This is a genomic window from Gramella sp. AN32, assembly GCF_023718305.1.
Lineage (GTDB): Bacteria > Bacteroidota > Bacteroidia > Flavobacteriales > Flavobacteriaceae > Christiangramia > Christiangramia antarctica.
Genome location: NZ_QEYO01000021.1, coordinates 1 through 23650, shown reverse-complemented (window position 1 = coordinate 23650; position 23650 = coordinate 1). Strand labels below are relative to the sequence as shown.

The window sequence follows — 23650 nt, the reverse complement described above, 5'->3', positions numbered from 1 at the left end:
TTCAAATACTTGTGCACTGAAATATATGCTGGACTTTTTTTAAGCTTATATAAGTAGATTTCAGTTCTGTTGCACTTATTTTTAATGAATTAGTATTAAAGTGTGAATATGTATTTTCCCGTCCTGGTAATTTTGAGGTTTTCATAAATGCATTTAGATTTTTTATTTAAATTTTCATAAAATACCTCAATTTCAGTTGTTTCTTCTATTACAGTATTCCAGCCTGAACATCTACCACCACCATCTCGTATTCATAAATTATTACAGCTCGAGACCTAAAAAATATTAACTGCTGCATTTAGATATCTAATTTTATAGATAGAAAAGCACTTAGAGCAACATTAAGCCTTTAATCAATTATTCGATGTTATTTTATTCTTTAGATAATGCTTGTCCTTATCCTCGCAATTATCTGGCAAATCATAAATTTTCATACGCTTTCTAAGAGCTAACATATCCTGGCTGACTTTCTGATCTAAAATCTTTGCATAATGTTGAGTTGTCTTTAAATTTTTGTGTCCTAACATTTTGCTTACAGATTCTATGGGTACTCCATTCGACAAGGTTATCGTTGTGGCAAATGTATGCCTGGCCAGGTGAAAAGTCAGGTTTTTTTGAAATTGACACAAATCACCTATTTCTTTTAAATACGCGTTCATCTTTTGGTTGGTAAGAATGGGCAGCAACTTTTCAGAAGCATCAGGACGATAGGAGTATTTTTTTAAAATCTCAAGCGCAGTTGGCAATAGTGGAATATTAGTTCGTGAATCCGTTTTTGTTCTATTGACTTTTATCCATTTATTTCCGTCAATTCCAATTACTACATTGTTTGCTGATAGCTTCTTAACATCCGCATACGCCAGCCCCGTAAAACAGGAAAATAGAAATATATCCTTTACAAGGTCTAGTCGCTGGTTTGAAAATCGTTTTTCTATTAGTTTTTGAATCTCACTTTCTGTTAAAAATTCCCGATCGACAATTTTCAATTTGGCTTTCCAATGTAGAAATGGATCTCTAGTGATCCAGTTATGAGCTAAAGCTATCCTAATGATTTTTTTAAAATTAGTAATGTATTTCACAGCGGTATTGTGACTACATGTCCTTTTGGTTTTTAAATAATATTCAAGGCCAGTGATAAAAGCATGGTCTACATTTTTAACAGGGATATCTTTTAACCTAAACTCTTTTGCAATAAATTCTTCTACATGTCTTTTAGCCGTTCTATATCTTTCAAAGGTGCCATATGCGAAATCCTTACCTATTAAACTTTCAACCTGGTCATTGTGTTCCTGGAAAATCTCCAGTAGCATTTTTCGATCCTTATTCTTTCCCAAATATATATCTTTGATAGTCTCTGCTGTAAATTCAGCATTTTCCTTAGTAAGATCATCATATATTCTATCCACTCTATTACGAATACTGCTCAGATACCTATTAAAACTTCCAGCTTCGGCTGATTTTCCCCGGTAGGACCCCATTTTAGTATTCCATTGTTTTAAGTTAACTCTCCGTTTTATACTTAATTCGCTTCGCTTACCATTAATTGTAATTCTTAGATAAATAGGGGCATTTCCCATTTTATCCACATTGCTATTTTTTGGAAAAAAAATTACGGAATAAGTTTCATACATTTTAAGCACCTATTTATCATCGATATTATCAAATATCATGAAAATTATACCTCTGTAAGGTACCGATTTTTAAGGGTTTAGACGAAATTCGGGGCTCTATTTTTTCAACATAAAAAGCAGCCCCGAATTTAGCCCCTCAAGCTTACAATTGAATGATGTTTTTTTATATGGAATAAAATTAAAAAACCCGAAAACGCTGTGTTTTCGGGCTTTTTAGTATAATCTGATATGTGATCAGCGGAGAAAGAGGGATTCGAACCCCCGGAGGTGTGACCCTCAACAGTTTTCAAGACTGCCGCATTCGACCACTCTGCCATTTCTCCTTTAGCGGATGCAAATATAGAAAGCTTTTCTGTTTCCCCCCAATATAATTTCAAACTTTTTACAATTAAATTTTAATTCCCTGTTTTCCTACTTTTTTCAAATTTGTATCTTTCGCTTATAAATATCAATATCATGCACTTCAGGAATTTTGTTTACCTAATTTTGATCGCAGTTTGCTGCGGTAACCTCAACGCTCAAACCGAACAATACAATGAACTCATGGAACAGGACTGGCCTAATCTAAAGAAATACCGCGAAGCGAATGAAAAGATCCATGCAGATTCAATCTATCCTAAAGTGGTCTTTATGGGAAACTCTATTACCGAAGGCTGGGTAAATATGCGACCCGATTTTTTTTCAGAACATAATTTTATTGGAAGGGGAATTGGCGGTCAAACCACTCCGCAAATGCTTATTCGTTTTATGCCTGATGTGATCGATCTTCAGCCGGAAGTTGTGGTAATCCTCGCCGGCATCAATGATATTGCAGGTAATAATGGGTATTCTTCCCAAAAAATGATCACCGATAATATCAAAGCCATGGCTACTCTGGCTTCAGAAAATAATATAAAAGTTATTTTATCCTCCGTACTTCCGGCTTATGACTTTCCCTGGAGACCGGGATTGGAACCTGCCGGGAAAGTAGTGGAATTAAATAAGTGGATTAAAAATTTCGCCGAAAAAAATAATTACACCTATCTCAATTATTTTGATAGCACGGTAGATGACCGTCTTGGTTTGAAAGCAGAATTTTCCGGCGACGGGGTACATCCAAATGCTTTAGGTTATGCGGTTATGGAACCTTTGGTGCTGGAAGCCATTGAAAAAGTACTAAATGAATAAATCCTGAAATGGCCAAGGATTAAATTTTTCAAATTTTGAATATTTAATACTAGACAAATTTCTTAGTCCCTTTTTAATTTTTCAACTTTTAACTTTCAACTTTTCGACTTTTCAACTTTTCAACTTTAATAACTATCTTGCCCCGCATTAATTTAAACTGAAACCATGATTAAAAAAATGATTGTTTTCGCGCTTCCCGCAATCTTAATAGCTTGTAGTGCCGGAAATAAGAAAATTGAAAATGCCGATCCAATGGAATATGCAAAAACCATTACGGCCCAGGAGCTTAAAGATCACCTATATATTTTTGCCAGCGATGAATTTGAAGGTCGGGAAACCGGAGAACCGGGACAAAAGAAAGCTGCAGAGTATTTAAAGAAAGAATATCAGGATTTGAAAATTCCTGCGGCAAAGGGAAACGATAATTATTATCAGGACGTTCCAACATCTTATTTCAAAAAAGGAAAAGTAAAACCTACGGAAAATGTGGTGGCGTTTATGAAAGGTTCAGAAAAACCTGAAGAATATGTGGTGATCTCCTCACATTATGACCATGTTGGGGTCGATGATCAAGGGAATGTTTATAATGGAGCCGATGACGATGGCTCGGGGACGGTAGGTGTTTTGGAAATTGCAGAAGCTTTTGCCAAAGCTAAAAGAGATGGTTATACACCAAAACGATCTATTATCTTTCTGAATGTTACCGGTGAAGAAAAAGGTTTGGTTGGTTCTAAATATTATACCGATAACCCTATTTTTCCGCTGGAAAATACGGTTGCCGACTTAAATATCGATATGATAGGCCGTATAGATCCAGATCATGAAGGTAAAGATCCTTACATCTATCTTATTGGTAGCGATAAGCTGAGTAAAGAACTGCACAATCTAAGCGAGGAAGTGAACAAAAAATACATGAATATCGATCTGGATTATAAATATAATGACGAAAATGATCCCAACCGCTTTTATTATAGAAGTGACCATTACAACTTTGCAAAGAATAACATTCCTATCATTTTCTATTTTAACGGTACGCATGCCGATTATCATAAAATGACAGATACTCCTGATAAGATTGAATATGATCTAATGGCGAAAAGGGCGCAACTGGTTTTCCTGACCGCCTGGGAAATCGCCAATCGCGAAGCCCGTTTGGTTGTTGATAAAGCTGAAGCTCCAGAAGCAAAATAAGGTTTATTGAAATAATATAAACACCTTTCGGTTTATGCGGAAAGGTGTTTTTTTATACCCAAAATTCGCTCTATGACCTTTAGGGTAATCGTTATCCTAAGGCAAGAGAAAAAAAAATTATCTGGCGTAGGAAATTGACGTATTCTTTTAGCATCTCTAATGAGATACTGAATCAAGTTCAGCATGACGACAATTGCATCCCTTCCGTGGTCAGTCGAATCAGCAAGCGTTCTGTTTTAAAGCTTTTAGAGACCTCTTGTTGCATTAGTTCTTATTTTCCAACAATGGCACAAACCTAAAATTCCCAAATTCACGTTTATCAAAGTGCTTGGGCGATGTTCGTATAAATAAAGTCATGATCTGTACATCAATCCCTACGGGTATGACCATGCGACCCCCAACTTTTAATTGTCCCAACAGGTCTTTTGGAACTTCAGGAGCGCCGGCAGTCACGATAATTTTATCAAATGGCGCATACTCGGGCAAACCCTTGTAACCATCCCCAAAACTTAAGTATTTTGGCCGGTAGCCAATTTTATTCAGAAAGGCCTTCGTCTTCTTATATAATTCCCGCTGGCGCTCGATCGTATAAACTTTTGCGCCCAATTCACAAAGAACTGCGGTTTGATACCCACTTCCAGTGCCAATTTCCAGCACCTGCTCTCCCTTTTTTAATTCCAGCAATTCAGTTTGAAAGGCAACCGTATAGGGTTGGGAGATGGTTTGATCTGCCGCAATGGGAAAAGCCTTATCCTGGTAGGCATGATCTTCAAAACTACTATCCATAAACCAGTGCCTGGGAATCCTGGAAATGGCATCCAGCACTTTTTGGTCTTTAATACCCTTTTTCTCAACGGTTTTTACCAGTAATTGTCTTTTACCCTGATGTCTATAGTTGTCTTTCAATCTAAATTTTCTTTTAGGAAGTCATAAAAATAGGGATTCGCCGTGCAAAAACCCAAGTAAAATCACCCGGGATTGCTTTCTAATTTATAAAGTATTTAATATCAAAATGCTATTTTTGTGGAAAATGCAAAAATATGCTGAAAGCTGGCGTTCTGGGTGCAGGCCATTTGGGGAAAATTCACTTAAAACTTTTAAAAGAATCGAATCAGTATGAACTGGTTGGTTTCTTTGATGAAAACAAGGAAAATGCCAGACTTATTGCAGAAGAATTTGGTTATAAGAAATTTGATTCCTTAGATGAGCTTATCGCGGCGGTAGATATGGTAGATGTGGTCACTCCTACCCTTTCGCATTTTGAAGTTGCCAAAAAAGTAATTTCGGCAGGCAAACATCTTTTTATAGAAAAACCCATTACCAATACTTTTAAAGAAGCCCAGGAATTGATAAAAATGGCTGCGGAAAAAGGTGTAAAAGGCCAGGTGGGACACGTGGAAAGATTTAACCCGGCATTTCAGGCAGTTTCAGATCGTATTGAAAATCCTATGTTTATCGAAGCCCATCGTTTAGCCGAATTTAATCCGCGTGGTACCGATGTTCCCGTGGTTCTCGACCTGATGATCCATGATATTGATGCTATTTTAAGTGTGGTAAAATCTGAAGTAAAGAAGATCAATGCCTCAGGAGTTTCGGTAATCAGTGATACTCCAGATATTGCCAATGCACGTATCGAATTTGAAAATGGTTGTGTGGCCAATTTAACCGCCAGCCGAATTTCGATGAAGAACATGAGAAAATCGAGGTTTTTTCAGCGCGATGCTTATATTTCTGTTGACTTTCTGGATAAGGTTTGTGAGGTGGTAAAAATGAAAGATGCCCCGGAACATCCCGACGATTTTGCTATGATCCTTCAAAATGCTGAAGGTGTGAAAAAACAAATTTATTTTGATAATCCTTCCGTTGCACCTAATAATGCGATTTTGCAGGAACTGGAAAGTTTTGCTGATGCGATCAATAATAATACGACTCCAATCGTGACTATGGAACAGGCGGCAAAAGCGCTGAAAATAGCCAACCAGGTCATTGCCAAATTTTAAATTGGAAATTTATTGTTTAATGTACCAATGATCAATTTGAAAATGTGTCAATTTGAAAATCACGTAAATCTAAAATTAAAATTTAAAGCTTAGAACTTAGAACTTAGAACTTAAAGCTTAAAGCTAAAGACCACGAACTCTGAACTTTTTAACTTTTTAACTTTTTAACTTTTTAACTTTTTAACTTAATTAAATGAAAAATATAGCAGTCATTGGAGCAGGAACAATGGGCAACGGAATCGCCCATTCTTTCGCACAATATGGGTACAAAGTTCAACTGATCGATATTTCAGAAAAAGGTTTAAAAAAAGGAATGGAAACGATTGCCTCCAACCTGGATCGCATGGTTTCCAAGGAGAAGATCACAGAAGAACAAAAACAGGAAACCCTGGACAATATTACTACGTTCACCAGCATTGCTGAAGGAGTGGAAAATGCAAGCGTAGTGGTAGAAGCTGCCACAGAAAATACCGAACTTAAGCTGAAAATTTTTCGTGAACTCGATAAAGCCTGCCCGGAAGATACCATTTTGGCCTCCAATACTTCTTCCATATCCATCACCCAGATCGCTTCCGTGGTTTCCCATCCTGAACGTGTCATTGGAATGCATTTTATGAATCCGGTGCCGGTGATGAGATTGGTTGAAATCATTAGAGGGTATAATACCAGTGATAAAATCACCAAAACTATTATGGAGCTTTCTAAAGATCTTGAAAAAGTTCCGGTAGAAGTGAATGATTATCCGGGATTCGTGGCCAACCGTATTTTAATGCCCATGATCAACGAAGCGATTGAAACGCTGTACAACGGCGTGGCGGGAGTTTATGAGATCGATACGGTAATGAAACTGGGCATGGCTCATCCTATGGGACCTCTGCAATTAGCAGATTTTATTGGTTTGGACGTGTGCCATTCCATTTTAGAAGTTATGTATAACGGCTTCAAAAACCCGAAATATGCCCCTTGTCCTTTATTGACCAATATGGTAAGGGCGGGCAAAACCGGGGTAAAATCTGGAGAAGGTTTTTATGATTATGCTGAAAGCAGAAAGGCTGAAAAAATCTCAGCGCAGTTTAACAAATAGTAATGAGTAGTGAGATTTCTCACATAAGTTCGGATGACAACTTATACAATATTTCCCGGTCATTTCGAAGAACCGAAGCGACTGAGAAATCTCCTTAAACCAAAATCATTAATTTGAGCAAAATATTTCCATTTCAGGCGGTAAGACCTGCCCGGGCGTTTGCCGGATTAGTCGCTTCAAGGCCCTATGAAGATTATTCTGAAGCTGAACTTCGGGCCCAGTTAGATTTTAACCCCTATTCCTTTTTGCATATTATCAATCCCGGCTACAAATTTCAGCATGAGATCGCCGGAGAGAAGCGGTTTGGGATGGTTAAAAATCGGTACCTGGAATTTAAGGAGGAGGATATCCTTTCAAAAGACGCCAATTCCAACTTATACATTTACAAGATCAACACCCGCGAGCATACCTGTTGTGGAATTATTGCCGCAGCCAGTGTGGAGGATTATGAGAACAATGTGATTCGTAGGCATGAAGATACTATTGCACAGAGAGAAGAGCTTTTTAAAGAATATCTAAAGGTTGTTGGTTTTAACACAGAACCGGTACTCCTCACCTATCCGGATAATGAGACGGTAGATGCAATTTTAAAAGATGCGATGATGCAACGTCCCGAATATGAGTTCGGCACTAACCGAAAAGAAATTCATTCTCTCTGGAAAATTAGCGATCCTGAAAAGATCAAAAATATCCAGGCTGAATTTGCCAAAATGGAGAAGCTTTATATTGCAGATGGGCATCATCGCAGTGCTTCTTCGTATTTGTTGGCAAAAGAAAGTCGTGATTCCAATCCCGATCATACGGGAAGGGAACCCTATAATTTTTTTATGAGTTACTATATATCAGAATCTAATTTGAGGATTTATGAATATAGCCGACTCATTAAAGATCTCAACGGCCACTCCAAAGAAGAATTCCTCATCCTGTTGGATGAGTGCTTTCGTATAGAAAATCGTGGTTTGAACGTATATCTGCCGGAAAGGAAGAATCAGTTCAATATGTACCTGGATGGTGAATTTTATTCCTTATATCTTCGGAAAACGCATTTTAAGGTCACCGATTCACTTAGCGAGCTGGATGCTCATATTTTATACGAAAAAGTGCTGAAACCTATTCTTGGGATTAAAGATCTTCGGAAGGATAAGCGTATTGAATACATACATGGCCGCAATGATCTCATTGAAATAAAAACACGAGTGGATAGTGGAGAATTTGCTGTTGGTTTTGGCATGCTGCCTACTCAAATTGAGGAAATTAAACAAATAGCCGATGAAAATTTGATCATGCCACCAAAAAGTACTTATATTGAACCAAAATTACGCAGCGGCCTAACCATCTATGAGTTCTAAACTCTCCGCTGTGATTTGTACCCTACTTATAATCACTTCTAATTAAAACCTGGTACCTTAGGATGGATATTGCAGAAAAAATTAAAAAATACCGTGAGGAATTACCTGAAACTGTTAAGCTGGTTGCCATAAGCAAAACCAAGCCCAATGAGGATCTCATGGAGGCCTATAATGCCGGCCAGCGAATTTTTGGAGAAAACAAAGTCCAGGAGATGACCGATAAATGGGAAGCATTGCCCAAAGATATTGAATGGCATATGGTTGGGCACGTACAGCGCAATAAGGTAAAATACATGGCACCTTTTGTAAAACTCATCCATGCCGTGGATAGTTTAAAATTGCTGAAAGAGATCAATAAAAGGGCTAAAGAAAATGAACGAAACATTTCCTGCCTGTTGCAAATAAAAATTGCGGAAGAAGATTCCAAATTCGGAATATCTTCTGAAGAAGCTGAGGAAATCTTAAAATCTGAAGCTTATAAAAAAATGGAAAATGTAGATGTGATTGGCCTAATGGGAATGGCCACCTTTACTGATGATGAAAAACAGGTGCGCAATGAATTTCAATATTTAAAATCGGTTTTTGAAACCTTAAAGATCGATTTTCCAGAACTCACCGAACTTTCTATGGGAATGAGCGGGGATTATGAAATTGCCATAGAATGTGGTTCCACCATGGTGCGCATTGGGAGTAGTATATTTGGAGAAAGAAATTAAAGAAATGTGTTAATTTGAAAATATACCAATTTGAAAATTATCATCAGCACAAACCGATAACAATGAACGGGATAATTGGTTAAAAAAATTGAGTGAACCAATGTGTTAATTTGAAAATGTGATAATTTTAAAATTTGAGCAATAACTTAAAACCAGAAGTGAACTCCGATCCGAACTAATAAATCCGAACATTGAACCGCTAACAGAGAACAAATGACAAACAATAAGAGGACAGAGATCAGACTAAAAAATAAAGAAAAACATATTTGTACGCAATATTAGACATAGAAACCACGGGTGGCAAATACAATGAAGAGGGAGTAACCGAAATTGCCATCTATAAATTTGATGGCCATAAAGTAGTAGACCAGTTTATAAGTCTGGTTAATCCGGAACAGCCCATCCAGCCATTTGTAATCAACCTTACCGGGATCAACAATGAAATGCTGCGCAACGCCCCAAAGTTTTATGAGGTGGCCAAGCGAATTGTAGAAATCACACAGGACTGTATCCTGGTGGCCCATAATGCCAAATTTGATTACCGAATCCTTACTACCGAGTTTCGCCGTCTGGGTTTTGAATATGAACGTAAAAGCCTTTGCACCGTAGAACTTTCTAAAAAACTGATCCCCGACATGGCATCCTACAGTCTTGGTAAACTGGTGAGGGCATTAGGCATTCCCTTAAGTGACCGTCATCGTGCTGCCGGAGATGCCCAGGCCACAGTAAAACTCTTCAAAATGTTGCTGGAGAAAGACGTGGAAAAATCTATTCTGAAAGAATTTGTGCGTTCAGACCCTAAAGCCTTGATGGACAAAAAACTGGTTTATATCCTTGAAGATCTACCTTCAGAAACAGGGGTGTATTATTTTCATAATGTAAAAGGGGATATTATTTATGTTGGTAAATCAAGAAATATCCGTAAAAAGGTAAATCAGCATTTTACCAATGACAATGTGAAATCCCGTGAAATGCAGAAAAAAGTAGCTTCAGTCTCTTATGAAACTACGGGTAATGAGCTAATTGCCCTACTGAAAGAAAATCAGGGGATTAAAAAACTCAAACCAAGATATAATCGCGCCCTGAAGAGGGATATTTTCACTCATGCGCTTTATCATTTTACAGATGATAAAGGTTATATCAATTTAAAAATTGGGAAAGCTTCCAAAACTAAAAACGGGATAAGCACTTTTAGTTCCTTAAGTTCTGCAAAAAACACCCTGAGTGTATGGACTGAGAAATTTGAACTTTGTGACCGAATGACCGGTGTAGATACCGGAAAGGGTAATTGTTTTAATTACAGGCTCAGGAGTTGTAAAGGTGCCTGTGTTGAAGAGGAAACCCCAGATGAATATAATGATCGGGTTCGGGAGCTTATTAATACATATTCATACGAGAAACAAAACATGATCTTAATTGGCAGAGGCCGGGAAGTTGATGAAAAATGTGCCCTTTTAATTGAAGAAGGAGAGTTTAAAGGCATGGGGTTTTTCAATCTAAATTTTCAAATTAGCAATCTTGATATCATACGTTCGATCATTACACCCATGTCCCATAACCGCGACGCGCAACATATCATACAAAGCTATTTAAGAAAGAAGCACCAGTTTAAAATCATTCAGCTCGCAGTTCATGAATAATTTTTTATTTCCGTACAATACAATCTTTTCATCCTTACAAAACATGAAATTTCACATCTAAAATTGTTTGTAGAGATGATTTTCTGGTATCGTAGACGTTTAAACATGTCTTTAATTGTAATTAAGGAAAATGCTTAACTTTAAATATTTCCAATTCATTTGAAAAAAGATAAACACCTTAAACCCTGGCAACAAAAACTTCATGAAGTAATTTATGAGGCAGATACACCTGCCGGGAAGTTATTTGATCTAGCCATTCTTTTTGTCATCGTTATAAGTGTGATCCTGGTCATGCTGGAAAGTGTTACTGCTTATATAATGGAGTATGCCCATGAATTTTATGTTGCAGAATGGATCATTACCATCATTTTTACGGTGGAATATATTCTACGTATCCTTTGTATTAAGAGGCCAAAAACCTATGTTTTAAGTTTCTATGGAATTGTGGATTTGTTATCTACCCTTCCTAGCTACATAGGGCTTTTGGTAGGTGGGGCAAATTTACTTTTCGCGATTCGCGCCTTAAGACTTTTACGCGTTTTCAGAATACTAAAAGTAACCCGCTACATAGGAGAATCTCAAAAATTAATAAAAGCATTAAAAAACAGTAAGGCTAAAATTCTGGTTTTCCTGTTTGCTGTTTTGATTATTTGTGTGATCGCAGGAACACTAATGCATTTAGTGGAAGGAGGCAATGGCGGTTTTGATAATATCCCGCTTAGTATTTACTGGTGTATTGTGACCCTCACCACCGTGGGGTTTGGGGATATTGCGCCCATAACTCCTCTGGGTCGGCTTATCGCTTCTTTAATAATGATCATGGGATACGGGATTATCGCTGTCCCCACCGGGATAGTAAGTGCAGAATATAGCAAAAGTTATGAAACCAAGACCCCCACAAATACCCAGGTGTGTCCCAACTGCAATGAAACAAAACATCTCGATGGGGCCGAATATTGCCATAATTGCAGCCATAAATTGAATGAATAAGTATTTGATCAATATTGTGGGGCCTACGGCGATTGGGAAAACTTCACTGGCTATCCAAATCGCGGAGCATTTTCGAACTGAAATTATTTCTTCAGATTCCCGGCAGTTTTATAAAGAAATGAAGATTGGAACAGCAGTTCCAGACCCCGAAGAACTTGCGGCGGTTAAACATCACTTTATTCAGCATATTTCCATAGAAGAAGCTTTTAATGTGGGTGATTTTGAAAAAGCCGTCCTACAGCGACTTGAAAGTCTGTTTGCTTTTCATAATACGGTGGTTATGGTGGGGGGCAGCGGACTGTATGCTAAAGCGGTTATCGAAGGCCTGGATGATTTCCCGGAAGTAGATCCTGAAATTAGGCAAAAACTGAATCGGCATTTGGAAGACGACGGCATCGACTGGCTTCAAAAGCAATTATACATGCTGGATCCCAATTATTATAAAATTGCAGACGTTCAAAATCCTCATAGGTTAATTCGTGCCCTGGAAATTTGCATGGGGACGGGAAAGACTTTCAGCTCATTTCTGAAAAATAAACAAGCGAACAGGAATTTTAAAACTATTTCCATTGGTCTAACCGCTCCTCGAGAACTCATCTATAATAGAATTAATGAACGGGTGGATCTTATGCTGAAAAACGGACTTTTACATGAGGTAGAAAAATTGCAGGATAAAAGGCATTATAATGCCTTAAATACGGTTGGTTACAAAGAATTATTTCAGCATTTGGCGGGAGCAATTGATCTCCCAACCGCGGTGGAAGAAATCAAAAAAAACACGCGAAGATTTGCCAAAAGGCAGCTTACCTGGTATCGTAAAGATGAATCCATTAACTGGTTCAATTTTGATGAAAATCCCCAAAACATCCTCACCTTTATTTCAGAAAAAATTAATTCTTAATAATAATCCTTCTGATGATCTCTTCTTTTTCGGTCACAATTTTAAGTACATACACGGCTTCCTGCAATGGTCCTAAATTCATCTGATAATTCCGATCTGTAGATTCAAAAGATTTCAAACGGATAAATCTTCCGCGGTGATCATAAACTTCAATTTGTTTGATGCTAACTATAGCCGGCGCATACACTCTAAAACTTCCGGAATTAGGATTTGGGTATACAAATACATAATCTATTCCTGAAGGATTTGGCGGGGCCGTCTGGCAGGAAAATTCAGAAGCAACTACCGTAACCGTAATAGTTTGAGTGGCCGTATTTCCATTGCTATCCACACCCGTGACCTCAACGTTATTTTCCCCGATATCTTTACAGTTAAATTCGTCTTTTCCCAGGCTTAACCTCACTGTACCATTACAGTTATCATAAGAACCAAGGTCGATATCTTCAATATTTAAGACCGCGCTCCCTCCAGCATCGAGCGTGAGCGTGATATCCCGGAGTAAGAGAGTAGGATCAAAATTATCTCCCACATTCACAATAATATCACAGGAACCCGATTCAGGCCCGCTATAATTTAAAGTAATCGTTTGTACACCAATATCATCACAGGTAAAAAGCAATTTACTGGCCTCAAATTCATAAGCTTCCCCATTCCCGGAATAAAAGCTTGCAGGGAAGGCCCTGAATTCACCATTTTCATCAAGATTAAAACTTACTTCCGAATAACATTCAAAATCTCCTGTATTATTCTCCACTACAAGAATGCTCACCAGGATGGGTTCAGAATTCTCAACTCCATCATTAGCCACATACGTAAAAGTATCCTCTCCCTGAAAATTTTCATTTGGCTGATAGTTAAAAGAACCATCGCTATTTAAAGTGAGTGTTCCAAAGTTCACATCTGTAATTAAGATGGCTGTTAAATAATCATTTTCAGGATCTGAATCATTAGCCAATACGCCATTTCCTGCGGAAATTTCTAAGGCTGTGTTTATCTGGGTTTGATATTGATCATTAATTCCTATAGGTGCGTCATTCCCGGGCTCATCGATTTGCAGGCTTAGATTAAAATTACAGGAGCTTGCATTCCCGGCTACATCAAAAACTAAAAAGCTAATGACGGTGTCTTCATTAATCACAGTATTTACGGCAGGTTGCTGAATGATTTCTCCAAGGCCACAATTATCTGCCGCATTAAGTTCGTTTCGATAGTCGGGAATAGTAAATGTTCCATCTTCATTCGCAAAAACCACTTTATCTTCAGGACAATTGCTTTCTGGTGGAGTATTATCTATAGGCACCAGCGTAAAATTACAGGTATCAGTCTCCCCATTAAAACTCGCAGTTATAAATATCTGGACTTCTTCAGTAATTTGAGAACCACTAGCGATAGACTGTTCTATGCTCACGTTAGAAGGAGTATAATTGAGAATTTCAGAAAAATCAGGAACATAATATCCGCAATTTTCATCAGCCTTAATTACATATTCGCGTTGCGGACAATCTAGAGCAAATTCAGACGGTTCCTCCCCGCCTATTACTTTTACCTGAAAATCACAGGTAGCGGTATTCGCCGTTCTATCTTTAGCCGTAAACTGGTAATTGGTTGTGCCAATAGGCAGCTCGGTTCCTGCTGGGGGGCCCATAGTTTGGGTAATAAAAACCTCGCAATTATCAGTGGCCATAAGTTCCGGAATTTCAAATACAATCCCTGTTTCGCCTTCATCCAGCGTGATTTCAATAATTTCTGCCGGGCATTGCGTGAATTCCGGGTAAACGATATCTAAAACATCGATCATGACCACACAGGAACCTGAATTGGAGGTGCTTGTATAGTTTAAAGTGATGGGCACCAATTCACCTACATCCTCGCAATTAAGAAGGTCACGATCCAGTGAAAAAGTATATCCAGAAAGGTTTCCGGATTGATTGATTAATTGTTCCGGTTGCAGGGTATATGCATTATTTTCATTTAAAGCAAGGGAAAGCGAATTTTTACAGGTAAAAGGAATTTCTTCATCCAAAACCTCAATCGAGGTCACGCAGCTATTTTCATTCCCGCTTGTGTCCCGAACGAATATTTCTATAGTCTTGATTCCTGCGGAAGTAAATGTATTGGGAACGACAAAAGATTCAGCAATTTGACAATTATCTGAAGCCTGGAAATTTAAATCTGATGTTTCTATTTTTAAAGTTCCATCTTCCAAATAAAACTCAGTAATATCTTCACCACATGCAACTATGGGAGGTTGATTATCTACTACCCTAACCGAAGCAGTACAGGTAGAGGACAAACCGGAATCCCTATCAGTCACTGTTAAGGTTACCGTATTTACATTGCCAAGGTCACTACAATCAAAATTTTCTTTGTCTATGCTAAGCATGACATTGTCTTCTTCAGGATTGCCCTGATAAACCTGCGTTGCCACTAAGACTGCTTCGCCTTCCGCATCTAAATTGATTTCGGTATCATTACATTTTGCTTCTGGTTCCTGGGACTGATCTTCTTCCTCCAAGCTTAGCTGAAAACTACAATTTGCGGTATTCCCGGCATCATCATTTACGATAAAAGAAACCTGCTGACTATCATATATAACTTCACCCGGTGCAGGTGACTGGCTCACATTATCGCTTAATTCTGCTGTAGGGGCACAATTATCAGAAAGCACTAATTCATTACTATAATCGGGAACTGTAAATCCTTGGTCAGGGTCAAAAGTTGCTATCTTATCTGCAGGACAGTTTATTTGTGGTTTTGAAGTATCACTTATAAGTATAAAGAAAGTACAGGAAAACTGCTCTTCGTTTTGCACTCCGGAAATTGTAATATCTGTACTCTGAAAAACTATCGCCCCTGGAGAAGGAGTTTGTGAAAACTCTGCCTCTGGATATTCTTCTTTTAATGCGGCGGTAAAATCTGGTAACTCGAATTGACAATTTTGATCGAAAGAATTTGTTTGATCACCGGGACATTCAAAACTGAAAGGTTTTTCCTCCTCTGTGATGGTCACCTTAAAACTACAGCTGATGCTATTTCCATTTCCGTCGTCTACGGTGAAGGTATTAGTAGTTGTTCCCACGGGAAACTCTTTCCCACTTGCCAAACCTGCGATTTGAGTTATGGTGGCATTTCCGCAATTGTCAGAGAATGTGGGCATACCATAGGTAATGATTTTTCCAGATTCTCCAAAGGCAACGCTTTCGTTTATATCACCCGGACACTCTATTTTTGGTTTTTCGCTATCATTTACGATAACCTTAAAACTGCAAATTACAGGCTCATTAACGCCATCATCTGCCTGATAGGTAATTGTTGTTTCTCCAATTGGAAAAAGATCACCAGAATTTAATCCGGAATTGTCCGTTCTTTCAGGGGTAAAAGAAGCACCGTCATCAGTAACCTGGGGAGTAGCAAAATTAACCATAGCCCCACATATACCAGGATCGTTATTTACCATAATACCTGAAGAGGGACAGTCTATAAAAACTGGTGGATTATTTTCCTCTTCATCGGAAGGGTTTACTGTAATTGTAAATGTACAGCTACTTTCATTTCCACAAATATCCGTTGCGGTGAATTCTACGATGCTCGTTTCACCAGCGGGAAACTGGCTCCCACTGGATAATCCACCCGTTTGTTTAATGGTGAAATTATTGGCATCGGTTGCAGTAGCGTCCTGAAAAGTTACAATGGCAAAATTATTTCCTGCCTCCGCGGTGGCCGTAATATCTGCAGGACAGGAAACCACAGGAGCTTCAGTATCAAAGGCCGGGGTTCTTTGGTAGATTTCGAGATCGAATTCCAATCTGGAAGGGAAAAAAGTATGTGCTATAAAATTTTCAATATGGGTTCCGAAAACGGTTGAATTATCCACATATAATTTGTCACAATTATTGAAAGCCAGATCAATTGGAAAATCAATTTTATCCTTTATCTGAAATTTATAGTTTAAACTGGGATCGAATACTTTAATACTAAAGGCATTATCCTTAATCCCGTCATAAATATCATGAGATAATTGTAATAAATCCCCGAAATCAAAATTCGTAGAAAGCGCAATAAATTCTTCAAAATTCACCTGTCCGGCATATTCGACGACGTGTAAATAATCGAAAGCATCTACAACCAAACTTCCAGGAGATTGGATATTGGCAAGTGAACCCTGATTCACTAAGTCCTCATTATAGATTTGAACACTGGAATTAGAGTTTCCCGCCTGACTCACAAAAACCTTCCCAGTGGAATTTACCGTAATGCGATAAGGAATAGTGACATTATTATTTACTTTAACTTCAGTACCAGTTATTTTATCTACAATCCTAATCCTACTTGAAGGAGTTCTTTCTGGCCCCTGCTTCCCATCATTGTACTCAGCTATATAAACATATTGCTCATCTACATCTATTCCCATAGGTCGAAAATAGGAAGTAAGAATAGACCTTTGGTAAACTCCATTACTATTATAGACTTTTATCTGACCATTATCTGCAAAAGTATCTCCCCCAGCCTGAAAATCGGCAATATAAATTAGACCTTCCCTATCAACAGCAATATCCAGAGGACTGTCTAAACCAGTAATAAAATTGTTTGAAACGGAACTTCCATCAGCATTCCTCTTTTGCACGCCGCTGCCAAAAGTTAGCACATATACGAAATTTTGTGGTCCGGAAGCTATGGCAATATTGATATCCTCTGGATTTGTAATGCCAACATTTTTTAAGTCAACTTTAGATTGCCAATCATAACTTGGAACCTGCGTGAATCCACTAAAAATAAAAAGAAATAAAAAGGAAAGAAGTAAGATGGCTTCCCGGGAAGGAGAGCCCTTAAAATCACATATTCTTACTACATTTATCAAAACGGGGCTGAATTGAGTTCGCCGTAAAGATAAGTATTGTGGGAAAACATGTCTTAATAAATTGCTAAGATTGCAAATTATAAAACATTAGGGGAATAATAAAATCCCGCATCTGGTAATCCCCCTGATGCGGGATTTTCTGGAAACTGATTTACTATTTATGCGGCTCCTTCTTCCTTGTTTTTAATCACAAGCCGGAAACCTTCTCCGTGAATATTCAGGATTTCCACATTTACATCCTTTTTAAGATATTTTCTTAATTTGGCAATGTACACATCCATACTTCTGGAAGTAAAATAGTTATCATCCCTCCAAATCTTAGTTAATGCTAATTCCCTGGGCATTAAATCATTTTCATGTAGCGCCAGTAATCTAAGCAACTCATTTTCTTTTGGAGATAATTTTTGAGGTTCCTCATCATTAAAAGTTAGGAATCTCAACTTTGAGTTCAGGTGAAAACCACCAATTTCAAATTCAAATTGTTTGCTGTCTGCAACGCTGTCTGTCGCTTTTCGTTGCATGATAGCTTTTATTTTCATTAAAAGCACCTCACTATCAAAAGGCTTGTTCAGGTAATCATCTGCCCCTACTTTATAGCCCTTCAATACATCTTCTTTCATGGCTTTAGCAGTTAAGAAAATAATTGGCACTTCTTCATTTTTTTCGCGAATCTCTTTCGCCAGAGTGAATCCGTCCTTATAAGGCATCATCACATCTAGGATACAAAGATCGAAATCATCTTTTTTGAACTTTTCGAATCCTTCCATTCCATTTTTTGCATGAGTGACTTCATACTCATTCATGGCGAGGTAATCTTTTAAGACGGTACCAAAATTTGGGTCATCTTCTACTAGTAAAATTTTCTTGTTCTCAGTTTCCATATATTTAAGATATTAGTGGTAGTTTAATTGTGAAAGTACTTCCTTTCCCTTTTTCACTGGTTACGGTAATTGCTCCGTGATGGTCTTCAATGATCTGGCGTGCGTAGGCTAAGCCTAAACCATGACCTTTAACATTGTGGATATCCCCGGTATGTTCCCGGTAAAATTTTTCAAATATTTTTTTCTGAACCTGTTTGTTCATTCCTACTCCCTGATCCCGAATTTCGCAGAAGATATAATCTTTTACGTTTGAGGTATAAATATCAATTTTAGGCGTCTCTTCGGAATACTTTACCGCATTGTCCATGATATTCACCAAAACATTGGTAAAATGATCTTCATTGGCCAAAATTGAAGATTTTAATGCTCCAAAATGAGTTTGTATATAGCCTCCACGATCTTCAACAATTAATTCCACATGGGAAATAGCATCTTCAATTAGATCGTGTAAATGATATCTTTCCTTTTTAAGATCAAGCTGATTTTTTTCCAGTCTTGAAATCCTTAATACATTTTCTACCTGCCCGTGCATCCGCTTATTCTCATCCCTTATCATTTGCAAATACCGCGACACCTTTTCCTGATCTGAAATAATCTTCGGATTTTTAATCGCATCCAAAGCCAGGTTTATAGTCGCTATAGGAGTTTTGAACTCGTGGGTCATGTTATTGATAAAATCAGTTTTTATCTGACTAATCTGTCTCTGTTTTATTAATTGCGAAAGCGCACTGGAATAGGCTACAACAATAATCAGCGTAAAGACCATACTCAAACTGGCCATTAGAACAACAGATGATAATACCTCTTCTTTTTTGTTCGAAAGGTTTATCAACAAACTATATCCATTATTACCCGCCACGTCCTTAAAAAGCGGGACCGAATATGTTGCAGGATGACTTAAACTAAAATTATCTGAATGCAAATTTGTAGCGATGCCATTATTATAAACTCCGAATTCGAAGGTAGGATCAAGCTTCTGTTTATCTAATTCCTCCGCCAGTAATTCAACAATTTCTTCTTCTGAAGTCCTTTTATTCACCGGTAACCTTACCATGAATTCAGAAATAGCAGAACGTAAAATCTCCTTTTCAACTTCTTCCATCCTGGACAGGCGTTCAATATGCTCAATTCGCTGCCTGGCACTTAAATTATCCCCCGCATCCAGCCTGTTTTTTCGTACAATATCGCTTACCCTTTTATTGATCATTTTGGTAAACTGAATACTGTCTTTTGCAAACTGTAAGAAACCTGAGGAAACCTTATAATCTTCTTCTAAAATAGTTTCAGAATTATAATAGACTTCGTTTTGATCTTTATCTATACCGGCAAATAAATATTGCGTAACCGTCACGTTGCTCAACTTACTATTGGTACTATCAGGATTGTTTAATTGAAAATAATAATTTTCAAATTCCCTATTTTGAATTTCTTCTGAAACATCTAATAAGGCCTGCTTGGCTCTGTAGGAAAACTGCTCCTCTTTATCGTCGATACTGCTTTTAATCCAGTATCCCTGTACGAAAATAATTCCTATAAGCGACAAACTCATAAGAACTACGAGAAGAACAAAAAGCCTCTTATTCATGGGTTCAAAAGTAAGATTTTAACATTTAGAGCTTAAAGTGTTTAACCAAATGTTAACAGAACTTCTAAGAATTTTTGCCTGCTTTTAAGATTTTACTATGAATATCTTTAACCCGTTTGAATGTTGACTCTAAATCATCGTTATTTATTAGAAAATCTGCCATTGGAATCTTTTTTTCATCACTCCATTGATTTGCCATTCTGTCTTCGATTTGGGAAATTGAGCTACCATCCCTTTTTTGAAGACGCTCTATTTTTAACTTTTTTGAAGCAATGACCAAAATAGAAAAATCACAAGACGAATTTCTGCCAATTTCAAATAATATTGCTGCCTCGTAAAGCACATATTCAGAATGCTGGTGTTTAAGCCATTCCGCAAAATCAGCATTAACCGCAGGATGTATAATATTGTTTAAACGAGTAAGTAAATTTTGATCCTTAAAGACTTTTGAAGCAATAAATGCCCGATTTGGATCGCTGTTGTGGTAAGATTCTTCCCCAAAAATCTTAATAATAGAGTTTTTAATTTCTTCAGAAGTGCTCATGAGCCTCTTCCCGGCATCATCGGCGATATAAACGGGAATTCCCAAATCTTTGAACATCCCGGCCACGGTGGTCTTACCACTTCCAATGCCCCCGGTAAGTCCAACAATCATCATCGTTTTATTACAAATTGAATTTTTCGTTCATTGAGCCGAACATTGGTCGTGAATTTAGGTTGCGTTACAATTTTAGCCACCATAAAATCATCTCCTTCTTTCAATTCTTTAAAATCACAAACCACTTCAAAATCTGCTGCGCTTACTTTATCAAATCGCTTTAAATTAACCTGATAATACACTATGACAGATTTTGGGAAAAAAGCGAGGTTTAAATTTGCCGGCACATTAATAACTTTTACAGGAATTTCCACACTGCCTTCCGTAAATTTTTCCACTTTCTGGGAATAATCTATACTATTTTCATAGAAACTAAGCATTCCAAAACCAGTAGTATCAATCTTTACAGTTCCTGCAATATCGCTGTTCACATTGGTTAAATTTACCTGGAGCGTACTAATGCTTTCGAGGCTATCTATAATATTTTGAGGCCCGCTAACCCGCACCGTGTCCGGAATAAGCTCCACGGGATTATCTGCTGAAAATCCTACTGCATAAGAGATGTTAAATTTTGGTTCTATACTTAGCACCTTTTCTTTTTTAAATTGAAAAGGAATTCGAATCTCTTCCTGAACGATCCTGCTGTTACCCAGATCTACTTTTAACTGGTCTTCCAGATCGGTAAGGTGGTTCTGAATATTATAAACCAGAAAATCTTCATTTTCAGTAGCTTTAGAAAGGTCTATATCAAGTTCCGTATTAAAAAATTTATAATAATAAATGCTGAAACCATTATCCTGAAGTTGAAGATCCACATGGTCCGGCCGTTTCTCCGCAAGGCTTTTATCTAAGGGTACATTGATAAAATTAACCGGGATTTCTATAAGCTGCGTATAGGTTTTTGAGAATTGCACAAGGATCCATACTATGGCAGAAAAGGCCAGAAAAAACCCAAAGGTTTTAAGACTTGATCGCTTAAATATTCTCTTCTTTTTACTCACTTATTATGTTTTAAAAAATAACTTCGGAAAAACTTCCTGTGGCTTTCCATTCATCAATCCCACTCTAAAGCTGGATTCCAAAAATCCCAAACCGTAACCTAAAAACTGAATGATCGTGGCTTTTATTGCCAACAAGCCTATATAAAAGTCTCCTGTTTTTATTGCAGCATCTATGCCAATCATCAAAAAATAAATCAGGTAAAAAATGACCAGCCATTTAAAGCCTAATAGCAACGTGATTATGGATATTATAAAACCCAGGGTGAAAAAGCTTGGAAACCAATAAGTAATCTTAGCTGATCCCGGATGCCATTTATTCAAAATAGGCCTCACCAATCCAAATTTTTTAACCTGAATATAAAATTTGCGCCAATCAATACGCCTTTTATGAAAAACTTTCGCTTCCGGAATCAAACAAATTTTAAAGCCTTCCTTTTTCAAGCGCAAACTTAGATCGGGATCTTCACCCGGATGTATACTTCCAAAACCTTTACTATTCAGAAAAGCTTTTCTACTCATCCCCATATTGAAACTTCTGGGTTGAAATTCATCTACAGCTTTTTCACTCCCCCGAATCCCGCCGGTAGTATAAAATGAAGTCATGCTATAATCGATCGCTTTCTGAACTTTACTAAAAGAATGATGTGCCGCATCTGGTCCACCAAAACAATCACAATTATTGTTATTTAAAAATGCATGTACTTCCCTTAAATAATTTGCTGGTAAAAGAACATCGCTATCCAGAATTAAAAAGTAATTAGAGGTTGCTTTTCCCATTCCAAAATTTCGGGAATCCCCGGGACCGCTATTAGACTTAGAATAATAGTGAATATCCAGTTTATCTGAAAATTCCTTTATAACAGCATCAGATTTTAATGTAGATCCATCTTCCACGATAATAATTTCAAAAGGAACCGGAGCGTCAACCTTCAGCATACTTTTCAGCAATTCCCTAATCTCATCTGGGCGATTAAAAACCGGAATGATAAATGAATATTCTGGGAGCATATTTGAGAAAAAAGAAACCGGTTAAATGTTGTTTAACCGGCTTTTTATTTTATTCTTCGTGTTTGATAAAGGCTTCCATTACCTCCTGGCTTACACCGGTGTTGGAGAATCCCCCATCGTGATAAAGATTTTGCAGGGTTACTTTTCTGGTTAAGTCTGAAAATAAAGTAACCGTATAATTTGCACATTCCTGAGCCGTGGCATTTCCAAGTGGCGACATTTTTTCAGCAAAAGAAATGAATCCGTCAAATCCTTTTACTCCCTGTCCCGCGGTTGTTGGAGTTGGTGACTGGGAAATCGTATTTACCCGTACTTTTTTATCTTTTCCGAAGAAGTAACCAAAGCTTCTTGCAATAGATTCCAGATAGGCTTTATTATCGGCCATGTCATTATAATCTGGGAATACACGTTGGGCAGCCATATAACTCAGGGCAATAATACTTCCCCACTCCGCCATGGCATCTTTTTTATAAAGCACCTGCATGGTTTTATGAAATGAAACTGCGGAAACATCCCAGCCTTTTGTGGTAAAATCATAGTTCATATCAGTATAATGGTTGCCTTTACGCACGTTTACAGACATCCCTATAGAATGCAAAACAAAATCGATCTTTCCCCCGAGAATTTCAACCGCTTTTTCAACAAGGTTTTCAAGATCTTCGACGCTGGTGGCATCAGCAGGAATAATTTTAGAACCGGTCTTCTCCGCAAGATTATTGATACTCCCCATTCGCATGGCTATAGGGGCATTAGTGAGAACAAATTTCCCACCTTCAGCATGAACGGTTTCAGCAGTTTTCCACGCGATCGAGTTTTCATCTAACGCGCCAAAAATAATTCCTCTTTTCCCTTTTAACAGGTTATATGGCATGTGATTTCAATTTATGTTAGTTAGTTTGTAAAGATAGCAAAACCGAGGGAATTCAGTTATCAGTTATCAGTTATCAGTTATCAGTTATCAGTTATCAGTTATCAGTTATCAGTTATCAGTTATCAGTTATCAGTTATCAGTTATCAGTTATCAGTTATCAGTTATCAGTTATCAGTTAT

18 protein-coding genes and 1 tRNA gene are annotated in these 23650 nt (G+C 37.6%); 9 read left to right on the top strand and 10 right to left on the bottom strand.

Annotated features, from left to right (window positions below):
• Window positions 1–353: 353 nt before the first annotated feature.
• Together DHD80_RS17365 and DHD80_RS17360 are read right to left on the bottom strand one after the other, a co-directional pair.
• Window positions 354–1631, bottom strand: coding sequence for a site-specific integrase (locus tag DHD80_RS17365; RefSeq protein WP_251742732.1), 1278 nt, complete (start codon window positions 1629–1631; stop codon window positions 354–356).
• A gap of 238 nt (window positions 1632–1869) precedes the next feature.
• Window positions 1870–1954 (bottom strand) — tRNA-Ser (locus DHD80_RS17360).
• 133 nt (window positions 1955–2087) lie between these two features.
• On the opposite strand from DHD80_RS17360, the gene DHD80_RS17355 reads away from it, so the two are divergent.
• Both DHD80_RS17355 and DHD80_RS17350 read left to right on the top strand, forming a co-directional pair.
• The gene (locus DHD80_RS17355) at window positions 2088–2798 is read left to right on the top strand and encodes an SGNH/GDSL hydrolase family protein (protein ID WP_251742731.1); all 711 of its coding nucleotides are present in this window, start codon (window positions 2088–2090) and stop codon (window positions 2796–2798) included.
• Between the two features lie 168 nt (window positions 2799–2966).
• Window positions 2967–3989 carry a M28 family metallopeptidase gene (locus DHD80_RS17350; protein ID WP_251742777.1) on the top strand — a complete coding sequence of 341 codons (1023 nt, stop codon included), beginning with the start codon at window positions 2967–2969 and terminating at the stop codon, window positions 3987–3989.
• Between the two features lie 264 nt (window positions 3990–4253).
• On the opposite strand, the gene DHD80_RS17345 is transcribed toward DHD80_RS17350, so the two are convergent.
• Complete coding sequence (locus DHD80_RS17345) at window positions 4254–4895, bottom strand: protein-L-isoaspartate(D-aspartate) O-methyltransferase (protein ID WP_251742730.1); 642 nt, start codon at window positions 4893–4895, stop codon at window positions 4254–4256.
• Between the two features lie 134 nt (window positions 4896–5029).
• On the opposite strand from DHD80_RS17345, the gene DHD80_RS17340 reads away from it, so the two are divergent.
• The 7 genes from DHD80_RS17340 to miaA all read left to right on the top strand — a co-directional run bounded on the left by DHD80_RS17340 (window position 5030) and on the right by miaA (window position 12669).
• Window positions 5030–5989: a Gfo/Idh/MocA family oxidoreductase gene (locus DHD80_RS17340; RefSeq protein ID WP_251742729.1), complete on the top strand. Its 960-nt coding sequence runs from the start codon at window positions 5030–5032 to the stop codon at window positions 5987–5989.
• Window positions 5990–6182: 193 nt separating this feature from the next.
• Window positions 6183–7073 (top strand): 3-hydroxybutyryl-CoA dehydrogenase, encoded by an 891-nt coding sequence (locus DHD80_RS17335; protein ID WP_251742728.1) that lies wholly within the window; start codon window positions 6183–6185, stop codon window positions 7071–7073.
• Window positions 7074–7186: 113 nt separating this feature from the next.
• Window positions 7187–8422, top strand: a complete 1236-nt coding sequence (locus DHD80_RS17330; protein ID WP_251742727.1) for a DUF1015 domain-containing protein — start codon at window positions 7187–7189, stop codon at window positions 8420–8422.
• A 62-nt stretch (window positions 8423–8484) separates the two neighbouring features.
• Window positions 8485–9138: a YggS family pyridoxal phosphate-dependent enzyme gene (locus DHD80_RS17325; protein ID WP_251742726.1), complete on the top strand. Its 654-nt coding sequence runs from the start codon at window positions 8485–8487 to the stop codon at window positions 9136–9138.
• Window positions 9139–9404: 266 nt separating this feature from the next.
• Window positions 9405–10778 (top strand): exonuclease domain-containing protein, encoded by a 1374-nt coding sequence (locus DHD80_RS17320; RefSeq protein ID WP_251742725.1) that lies wholly within the window; start codon window positions 9405–9407, stop codon window positions 10776–10778.
• A gap of 159 nt (window positions 10779–10937) precedes the next feature.
• Window positions 10938–11768 (top strand): ion transporter, encoded by an 831-nt coding sequence (locus DHD80_RS17315; protein WP_251742724.1) that lies wholly within the window; start codon window positions 10938–10940, stop codon window positions 11766–11768.
• Entirely contained in the window at window positions 11761–12669 is a 909-nt protein-coding gene (gene miaA, locus DHD80_RS17310) for a tRNA (adenosine(37)-N6)-dimethylallyltransferase MiaA (RefSeq protein WP_251742723.1), read from the top strand. The genes DHD80_RS17315 and miaA overlap by 8 nt, the downstream gene beginning before the upstream one ends.
• Here miaA and DHD80_RS17305 read toward each other — a convergent pair.
• From DHD80_RS17305 to DHD80_RS17275, 7 genes are all read right to left on the bottom strand, one after another.
• Complete coding sequence (locus DHD80_RS17305; RefSeq protein ID WP_251742722.1) at window positions 12659–17527, bottom strand: HYR domain-containing protein; 4869 nt, start codon at window positions 17525–17527, stop codon at window positions 12659–12661. The two genes, miaA and DHD80_RS17305, sit on opposite strands and share 11 nt — an antisense overlap.
• A gap of 158 nt (window positions 17528–17685) precedes the next feature.
• Window positions 17686–18408 carry a response regulator transcription factor gene (locus DHD80_RS17300; RefSeq protein ID WP_251742721.1) on the bottom strand — a complete coding sequence of 241 codons (723 nt, stop codon included), beginning with the start codon at window positions 18406–18408 and terminating at the stop codon, window positions 17686–17688.
• Between the two features lie 4 nt (window positions 18409–18412).
• Window positions 18413–19993, bottom strand: coding sequence for a HAMP domain-containing sensor histidine kinase (locus DHD80_RS17295; RefSeq protein WP_251742720.1), 1581 nt, complete (start codon window positions 19991–19993; stop codon window positions 18413–18415).
• A gap of 64 nt (window positions 19994–20057) precedes the next feature.
• On the bottom strand, window positions 20058–20651 hold the full coding sequence (gene coaE / locus DHD80_RS17290; RefSeq protein WP_251742719.1) for a dephospho-CoA kinase: 594 nt from the start codon (window positions 20649–20651) through the stop codon (window positions 20058–20060).
• Complete coding sequence (locus DHD80_RS17285; protein WP_251742718.1) at window positions 20648–21592, bottom strand: YbbR-like domain-containing protein; 945 nt, start codon at window positions 21590–21592, stop codon at window positions 20648–20650. Before DHD80_RS17285 ends, coaE begins: the two co-directional genes overlap by 4 nt.
• Before the next feature lie 3 nt (window positions 21593–21595).
• The gene (locus DHD80_RS17280) at window positions 21596–22600 is read right to left on the bottom strand and encodes a glycosyltransferase (protein ID WP_251742717.1); all 1005 of its coding nucleotides are present in this window, start codon (window positions 22598–22600) and stop codon (window positions 21596–21598) included.
• Between the two features lie 49 nt (window positions 22601–22649).
• The gene (locus DHD80_RS17275; RefSeq protein ID WP_251742716.1) at window positions 22650–23471 is read right to left on the bottom strand and encodes an SDR family oxidoreductase; all 822 of its coding nucleotides are present in this window, start codon (window positions 23469–23471) and stop codon (window positions 22650–22652) included.
• Between the last annotated feature and the right edge of the window lie 179 nt (window positions 23472–23650).

Bases quoted from the DNA above. Each gene is read 5' to 3' on its own strand.
- DHD80_RS17280 (WP_251742717.1), bottom strand. From the start codon at position 22,600: ATGCTCCCAGAATATTCATTTATCATTCCGGTTTTTAATCGCCCAGAT.
- DHD80_RS17325 (WP_251742726.1), top strand. From the start codon at position 8,485: ATGGATATTGCAGAAAAAATTAAAAAATACCGTGAGGAATTACCTGAA.
- DHD80_RS17295 (WP_251742720.1), bottom strand. From the start codon at position 19,993: ATGAATAAGAGGCTTTTTGTTCTTCTCGTAGTTCTTATGAGTTTGTCG.
- DHD80_RS17275 (WP_251742716.1), bottom strand. From the start codon at position 23,471: ATGCCATATAACCTGTTAAAAGGGAAAAGAGGAATTATTTTTGGCGCG.
- DHD80_RS17355 (WP_251742731.1), top strand. From the start codon at position 2,088: ATGCACTTCAGGAATTTTGTTTACCTAATTTTGATCGCAGTTTGCTGC.
- DHD80_RS17335 (WP_251742728.1), top strand. From the start codon at position 6,183: ATGAAAAATATAGCAGTCATTGGAGCAGGAACAATGGGCAACGGAATC.
- miaA (WP_251742723.1), top strand. From the start codon at position 11,761: ATGAATAAGTATTTGATCAATATTGTGGGGCCTACGGCGATTGGGAAA.
- coaE (WP_251742719.1), bottom strand. From the start codon at position 20,651: ATGATGATTGTTGGACTTACCGGGGGCATTGGAAGTGGTAAGACCACC.
- DHD80_RS17365 (WP_251742732.1), bottom strand. From the start codon at position 1,631: ATGTATGAAACTTATTCCGTAATTTTTTTTCCAAAAAATAGCAATGTG.
- DHD80_RS17340 (WP_251742729.1), top strand. From the start codon at position 5,030: ATGCTGAAAGCTGGCGTTCTGGGTGCAGGCCATTTGGGGAAAATTCAC.
- DHD80_RS17300 (WP_251742721.1), bottom strand. From the start codon at position 18,408: ATGGAAACTGAGAACAAGAAAATTTTACTAGTAGAAGATGACCCAAAT.